The organism is Streptomyces sp. NPDC051286 (assembly GCF_044455345.1).
GTDB lineage: Bacteria > Actinomycetota > Actinomycetes > Streptomycetales > Streptomycetaceae > Streptomyces.
Window position 1 is genome coordinate 1 of the sequence record NZ_JBITER010000108.1, and the last position, 6879, is coordinate 6879.

The 6879-nt window shown below is 68.1% G+C and carries 4 protein-coding genes and 5 pseudogenes; 5 read left to right on the forward strand and 4 right to left on the reverse strand.

The genetic code is table 11. From position 1 onward, the window contains the following. Nucleotides 1-376 precede the first annotated feature (376 nt). From ACIBB8_RS37160 to ACIBB8_RS37170, 3 genes and pseudogenes are all read right to left on the reverse strand, one after another. A pseudogene (locus ACIBB8_RS37160) lies at nt 377-505 on the reverse strand (VOC family protein); the annotation flags it as partial. Next, nucleotides 504-1004, reverse strand: a pseudogene (locus tag ACIBB8_RS37165) (IS701 family transposase); the annotation flags it as partial. The pseudogenes ACIBB8_RS37165 and ACIBB8_RS37160, both read right to left, overlap by 2 nt. Nucleotides 1005-1157: 153 nt before the next feature. Continuing rightward, the gene (locus ACIBB8_RS37170) at nt 1158-2306 is read right to left on the reverse strand and encodes a serine hydrolase domain-containing protein (protein ID WP_398959758.1); all 1149 of its coding nucleotides are present in this window, start codon (nt 2304-2306) and stop codon (nt 1158-1160) included. Between the two features lie 261 nt (nt 2307-2567). Here ACIBB8_RS37170 and ACIBB8_RS37175 point away from each other — a divergent pair. The 5 genes and pseudogenes from ACIBB8_RS37175 to ACIBB8_RS37195 form a co-directional block, all read left to right on the forward strand. Continuing rightward, nucleotides 2568-2951, forward strand: a pseudogene (locus tag ACIBB8_RS37175) (DNA polymerase III subunit alpha); the annotation flags it as partial. Nucleotides 2952-3300: 349 nt separating this feature from the next. After that, complete coding sequence (locus ACIBB8_RS37180) at nt 3301-3540, forward strand: hypothetical protein (protein WP_398959760.1); 240 nt, start codon at nt 3301-3303, stop codon at nt 3538-3540. Between the two features lie 20 nt (nt 3541-3560). Continuing rightward, entirely contained in the window at nt 3561-3989 is a 429-nt protein-coding gene (locus tag ACIBB8_RS37185) for an SHOCT-like domain-containing protein (protein WP_398959762.1), read from the forward strand. 475 nt (nt 3990-4464) lie between these two features. Beyond that, nucleotides 4465-5472, forward strand: a complete 1008-nt coding sequence (locus tag ACIBB8_RS37190; RefSeq protein ID WP_398959764.1) for an ATP-binding cassette domain-containing protein — start codon at nt 4465-4467, stop codon at nt 5470-5472. Further along, nucleotides 5469-5979: pseudogene (locus tag ACIBB8_RS37195) on the forward strand (ABC transporter permease); the annotation flags it as partial. The gene ACIBB8_RS37190 and the pseudogene ACIBB8_RS37195, both read left to right, overlap by 4 nt. Nucleotides 5980-6199: 220 nt before the next feature. On the opposite strand, the pseudogene ACIBB8_RS37200 reads toward ACIBB8_RS37195, so the two are convergent. Then, nucleotides 6200-6591 (reverse strand): annotated as a pseudogene (locus ACIBB8_RS37200) (Tn3 family transposase); the annotation flags it as partial. Nucleotides 6592-6879: the final 288 nt, after the last annotated feature.

The following is a 6879-nucleotide window of genomic DNA, read 5'->3' on the forward strand; positions in this document are numbered from 1 at the left end:
CAGGGGGGACCCTGTGGGAGAGTAGGACGCCGCCGAACAATTATTCCGGGAAAGCCCCGCACCTCTGGTGCGGGGCTTTTCTGCGTTCACGGGGCCGGCTGCCGAAGAGAAGATTTCTCAAATCGACGCACGCGAGGAGCGCAAGAAATCTCCGACCTTCCTCGGGGTTCCCGCCGTCCTCCAGGCCGCCGGTCGCACCACAGCAGGGAGCGACTATAGGCCCCACACCTTGATCAAGCTGGCGAGGAGCCATCCTCCTCAGGAGTCGGCGTCCCGCCCTGGTCGTCGCGGAGCGATCGGGCTCGACGCACCTTGACTACGAGGGCGAATGCGGAGTTCAGAGCGCTAACGGTTGTTCGAGAGCAAGACAGCCGGCTTACTGACGCCGCTGGCCAAGGACACAGAACTCGTTGCCTTCGGGGTCTGCCAAGACAACCCACGATTGATCTCCCTGGCCAATATCAACATGCTGTGCGCCATGGGCCACAAGACGAGCCACCTCGGCTGCGGGTGGCCAGCTCCGGCTTGGTCGCGAAGACGGTGTCCTCGTTCAGTCCGGCGGCCTGGCAGCGGTCCGGGTTGCATGTCCACGAGCGTGGGATGTACAGCTCACGGTCCACCGCCGCGTGTCCGTGCCGGCCTGCATAGACGAGGTAGACGGCGACCTGCGCGTTTTCGATCCTCCCGGTGGTGCCGGTGTACTGGCGCTGGACGCCGACGGTGTGCGTGCCCTTCTTCACGTCCCCGGTCTCGTCGACCACGAGCACCGCATCCTCGTCGTACAGATGGTCCCGCACGTACTCACGGACGTCATCGCGCACGGTGTCGGCATTCCTATTGGCGCGGCCGAGCAGGTGCTGCATGCCGTCCGGACTGGCCTCCCTGGACCACTCGGCGATTGTCCAGCAGTTCTTGCGCGGCAGGTCCGACAGCAGTCCCAATACCAAGTCCCACACCCGGCGCCGGGGTTCAACCCGCGCGAACCGTTCCGCTATCCGGCCCATCAGGACCTCGAACGCCTCCTGCCAGCGGGCAGGGTCTTCGCTGTGACCCACGGCCACCGCAAGATCTTCAGTCTTCACACACCGATGATCAGCGGTGGCCGTGACCTTCCCGCAGTCGGTCCACCAGCAAGATCGCGTTCTACGGCTGGAGTACTAGGAGCGGGTCCGGCACAGTTCCTGACCCATGAGTGTGATCATGGCCTGCTGGGTGTCCTGGCCGCCGTCGCTGGTGACGTACACCACGGCGGTCCGGGCCCCGTCTCGGGTGGCGCCACCCCAGGTGACATAGCCGAGGAGTTCGCCCCGGTGGCCGAAGTAGCTGCCGCCACAGGGCAACGGAATCTCGGCAAGACCGAGTCCATACCTCACGCCCAGCTCGGGCGCGGGCATGGTGGTCGTCATCTCGTCGAGCTGCGCCGGAGCCAGCAGACGGCCGCCGAGCAGCGCGCCGTAGAACTGGTTCAGGTCGTGCGCGGTGCTGATGATCGAGCCGGAGCCGACGGCCATACTCGAATTGAGCTCCGTGACGTCGATGCCGGTGTCGGTGCCGAACGCGGCGTAGCCCTGGGCGTGCGGGCCCAGGATGGACGGGAAGACGCCGGGCGTACTGGTGTCCCTCAGATCCAGCGGGCGGATGATCCGGTCCTTCACCTCCCGTGCCCAACTCCGGCCGGTGACCTTGGGGATGATCATTGCGGCGAGAATGTAGTTGGTGTTGGAGTACGACCAGTCAGTGCCCGGGGAGAACTCGGGAGGGTGCCGCATCGCCAGACCCACCAGCTCCTCGGGGGTGTACGTGCGGAACCGCTCGGCCCGATAGCCGTCCGCGCTAGTCAACGCGGTTATCTGCGGCCCGACATCAGGGATGCCGCTGGTGTGCTGCAGCAGCTGCCGCACAGTGATCTGGCTGCCGTCGTTGCCGTTGCCCCGGACCACTCCCGGCAGCCACTGCTCGACGGTGTCCTCCAGGGACATTCGCCCCTCGCCGACGAGTTGCAGCACAACCGTGGCGGTGAAGGTCTTGGTGGCACTGCCGATCCGGAACCTCCCGTCCCGCGGCATCGGTCTCCTTGTGTTCATCGCGGCCGTCCCGGCGTACGCGCTGTCGCGTGCGTCCGGTGACGTCACCTCGGCGTGCACACCGACGGCCCCGGTGTCGTGGATCGCTTCCACCTGCCGTTGGAGCGGATCGGCCGGCCGCGGCTTCGCCGCCGCCGTGGGCGCGGTCGATGCGGCGAGGACGGCTGTAGCCAGGCTGGTCAGGACGAGCAGGCCTCGCCGACGCCTTCTTAACCCATGCATGACGACCCCTTCTCTGTTCAGGTTGCGCGCGCGTTCAGGGACCGCTCAGGCTGTGGCCCGCGACTGTGTCGCCCCCGGAGCCGGCGGTCGGCGACCATCCCATCAGCGGAAGGGGGATCGCCCCATCCGGCTTTCCCCCTGACGTACCGATGCGCTGTCCTCAGGACGGTGCCGGGGGTTACCCCCAAGGATGCTGAGGCTCCCCCGGCCAGCCCCGACCAGCAAGATCACGATCTACGGCTGGAGTATTAGTTCGGAGAAGGGTTCCGCCGCGCGCACGCCGTCGCGTTCGCCGCCCCGGCCCTGCAGTCCGCGTGGCTGAAGGCCCATCACCCGGCAGCGCTGTATGCGGGGCTGCTGGAGCACGACCCCGGCATGTGGCCGCTGCGGGTGATCGTCGCCGACGCCCGCCGCCACAACGTCCCGGTCCTTCCCGTCGACATCAACCGCTCCCGCCTCTGGTGCACGGTGGAGGAGACCGGCACAGGCTGGGGCGTCCGGGTCTCCCTGGCCTCGGTGAAGGGCATCTCACAGGTGCAGGTGACGCGGATCGCGGCCGGCCAGTCCTGCAACTCCCTGCAGGACTTTTGGCAGCGGGCCCGCCCGGCCCTGCCGATTGCCGAGCGCCTCATCCAGATCGGCGCCAGCGGATGCGGTCCCAGCACGAGCCGGTGAGCATCCGGTCGCCCTGGCCGATGAACAGCGCCAGCGGGTTCAGGCCGACGTCCGTCTCCAGCACGGTGATCTGCCGTAGGCCCGGCTTCATAGAGCCCACCGATCGCGGCGGCGTCCCAATCCCAGGTGGCCTCGCCGACCGTCTCCTCGGCATCCTCGCGCCGATACCGCCGGAACTCCAACACGTCGTTCTCGGTCGCCAGCCGCAAGTCCAGGCCCCGTGCTGTAAGGAAGTTGAGCAGCATCAAGACGGTGTAGGCATGCGCCCGTATCGTCTTCACGTCCAGGCCCTGGCGCTGGCCGAGCTGGAGAGGTCCCGATGGTCCCGCAGCTGGTGGCGGTGCGCTATCGCCGTCCCGGCGGCCGCCGGCTGGGACTGTACGTCCCTGTCCTGCCGGTACTGCTGGTGCTGTCACCGCTGCTGCTGGCCGGACTGGTCGCCTGCCTCGCCACCCCGGTGGGCGCGCTGCGCGGCACCGGGCAACTGCTGTGGGCGCTGCCTGGCACCCGGTTCGAGCTTGAGCAGGGCCGAACGGCCGTGCTGGTAAGCGTCAGATGAGTCAGGGAGGGAGAGCGACGATGAACGAGCAGCGCCGCCAGATCCTGCAGATGTCGGCCGAGGGCAAGATCACCGCGGACGAGGCCGAGCGGCTGATCGAAGTCCTCGAACGAGAACAGCCCGAGTCGCCGCGGGGAGCCGCGCCCCGCCCGAAACCCTGCCCCAAGTACCTGCGCGTGGTGGTGAACTCGGGTGGACGACGGCGGCGACGGGCCAAGCCGGGCAACGTCCAGCTCCCGCTACAGCTGCTGCGCGCCGGGGTCCGGCTCGCGAGCCTTGTCCCTCCGCAGGCGCTCACCAGGATCAACGCGGAGCTGAACAAGTCAGGGGTGCCGATCGACCTCACCGAGCTCAAGCCGCAGCACCTTGAGGAGCTCATCGAGCAGCTCGACGACGTCACCGTCGACGTCGACGATCCCAGTGGAAAGGTGCAGGTGTTCTGCGAGTAACACCGCCACGGCGCCGGACACCCGCCCGGACCGCGGGGCCAGCCGGCTGACGGCCGCGGGCGGTCAACCCGTCGCCGCGGGCGCCGGAGAATCCGCAGCCGACATAGATGCGATCTACGGCCACGCCGAGAGCGGTCGGCTCGATCTGGACTTCGACGTCCAACGGCAGCATTCGCCTCGGCGAGGTGGCCCGCGGTTCGGTCGTGCTCGGAACCGCGTGCGGTGATCTGCAGGTTGGCCTCGCCGAGGGCACCGTCGCCCGGCCGGCGGTTAACACCGGATTCGGGCCCTGCGCAACCTACTGGAGAACGCCGCCGGGCCCGAAGAGACCGAGAAACCCGTCGAGGTTCCGCGCCTGCACCCGGCACCGCACGATCGACGTCCCCCGAGCCAGGGCCTGAGCGCTCTCATCCCCCGTACCGGCCTCATCTCACCCGATCCCCCAGTCACTTCAGCCTTCGAACGGGAGGGCCCCATGGCTTCATCTGTCATGCCCATATCCAGGCAGGCTGACGGTCACCCGTCGTCGGCCGCCGTCTCCGCCGTCGGTCTGCGCAAGTCGTACGGCGACGAGACCGTGCTCGACGGCATCGATCTGCACGTCCCGGCCGGGTCCGTGTTCGCGCTGCTCGGGCCGAACGGCGCAGGCAAGACCACCGCCGTGAAGATCCTCTCCACCCTCATCACCGCCGACGCCGGCGACCTGCACGTCGGCGGTCACGACCTGGCCGCCGACCCGCAGGCCGTGCGGGCAGCGATCGGTGTCACCGGGCAGTTCTCCGCCGCCGACGGGCTGATCACCGGCGAGGAGAACATGCTCCTCATGGCGGACCTGCACCATCTGTCCAAGCGTGAGGGGCGGCGCGTCGCCGCCGAGCTGCTCGAGCGGTTCGACCTCACCGAGGCCGCATCGAGGCCCGCCTCCACCTACTCCGGCGGGATGAAGCGCCGCCTGGACATCGCCATGACCCTGGTCGGCAGCCCGCGGATCATCTTCCTCGACGAGCCGACCACCGGCCTCGACCCGCGCGCCCGCCACAACATGTGGCAGATCATCCGCGAGCTCGTCTCCGGCGGCGTCACCGTCTTCCTCACCACTCAGTACCTGGAGGAGGCCGACGAGCTCGCCGACCGCATTGCGCTGCTGAACGGCGGCAAGATCGTCGCCGAGGGGAGTGCCGACGAGCTGAAGCGGCTGATCCCCGGCGGGCACGTCCGGATCCGGTTCTCCGATCCGACGGTGTACCAGGCGGCCGCCTCCGCTCTGCGCGAGGTCACCCGGGATGACGAGGCTTTGTCGTTGCAGATCCCCAGCGACGGCAGCCAGCGCGAGCTGCGCTCGATCCTCGACTGGCTGGACTCGGCCGGCATCGAGGCGGACGAGCTGACCGTGCACACCCCCGACCTCGACGACGTGTTCTTCGCCCTGACCGGCTCCAGCGTGCCCAGCCAGAACAACCAGTCCAAGGACGATGTCCGATGAGCTCCCTCTCCCTCGCCGTGCGCGACTCGTCGACGATGTTGCGGCGGAATCTGCTGCACGCGCGGCGCTACCCGTCCATGACCCTGAACCTGCTGCTCACGCCGATCTTGCTGCTGCTCTTCGTCTATATCTTCGGCGACGTGATGAGCGCGGGCATCGGCGGCGGCGGTGCGGACCGCTCCGAGTACATCGCGTATCTCGTCCCGGGCCTCGTGCTGATGACCATCGGCAGCACCACGATCGGCACCGCGGTCTCCGTCTCCAACGACATGACCGAGGGCCTCATCGCCCGCTTCCGTACGATCGCGGTCCACCGCGGCTCTGTGATCATCGGGCACGTCGTCGGCAGCGTGCTGCAGTCGATCATCAGCGTGGTCATCGTCGGGGCCGTCGGTGGGAACGGGGGTTCTGGGTCCGGGTGGGTGACCTTGGCGGCTGCTGCTCGCTGGGCTGGATAGCGGGAGTCTGGCCTTGAGGGCGGGGGTGATGTGGTGGGTGGTTTGCGGGAGCTGAGGGTTCTAACGCGGGAACCCAGTGCATCCAGCACCGTTCGGGATGCGCCCAGGGCGCAGCAGTGGGTACAAGACTCACTCACGCACACTGGTTAGGAACGGTTGGCCTGCACCTTGGCCTGGTGGCGGTAGCCGGGCTCGCCTGCCAGACGCAGGCTGTGCAAGGTCTTGCCGATCCACCTCGTGCGCGTCGCCCAGCGGGGTCGGTCAGCCCTCGCGCGCAGGCCGAGCAGGGAGGCTGGTTCGGGCTCCGGCCCCAGGGCAGGTGAAGTGCGGGCGGCCGTCGTGGTCGAAGACGATCTGCGCGTTGTCCGGCAGGCGCCCGGTGATCTCACGGTGGGTGCCATTCAGTAGCGCGGCCCGCGACGTCAGGTACTCGCCCGCGCCCGCCGGGAGCCCGAGGAAGGCCAGGACGGCGGGCTTGGCCTGCTCCCACGCTCCCCAGCAGCTTCGCCCGCGGGTCACCCCACTTGGAAGAGTTCTTCGCGAACAGTTCTCGCCGGCACAACATCCGGTGGAACTGCTCCAGCACCCAGAACGTGCACGCCTTCCATCCCACCGTGTCCGGCTCCAGGCGGGGGCGGACAGCGGACCTCCTGATGCGACGCCGAGCTCGGGCGGATCGAATACGCGAGCAACGAACCGCCCGACCGCGCCTTCGCCTTCGACCGGTTGGCGAGCGGGGAAAACGGCTTGACCTGGCGGGGTTGACACGCCCCCTGCCGATCCGTAAGGTTCTCCGAGTTGTCACGGAGCCGGAACGGTTCTGCGGCAACCGATCCCGCCGCGAATGCGGCAACCAAACTCTGCGCGATGTCCCGTCCGGGATGATTTCGGCATGCCGGAATTCATTTCGAAGGTTCGATTATGAATGGCCGGGAAAATCCGCTAAAGT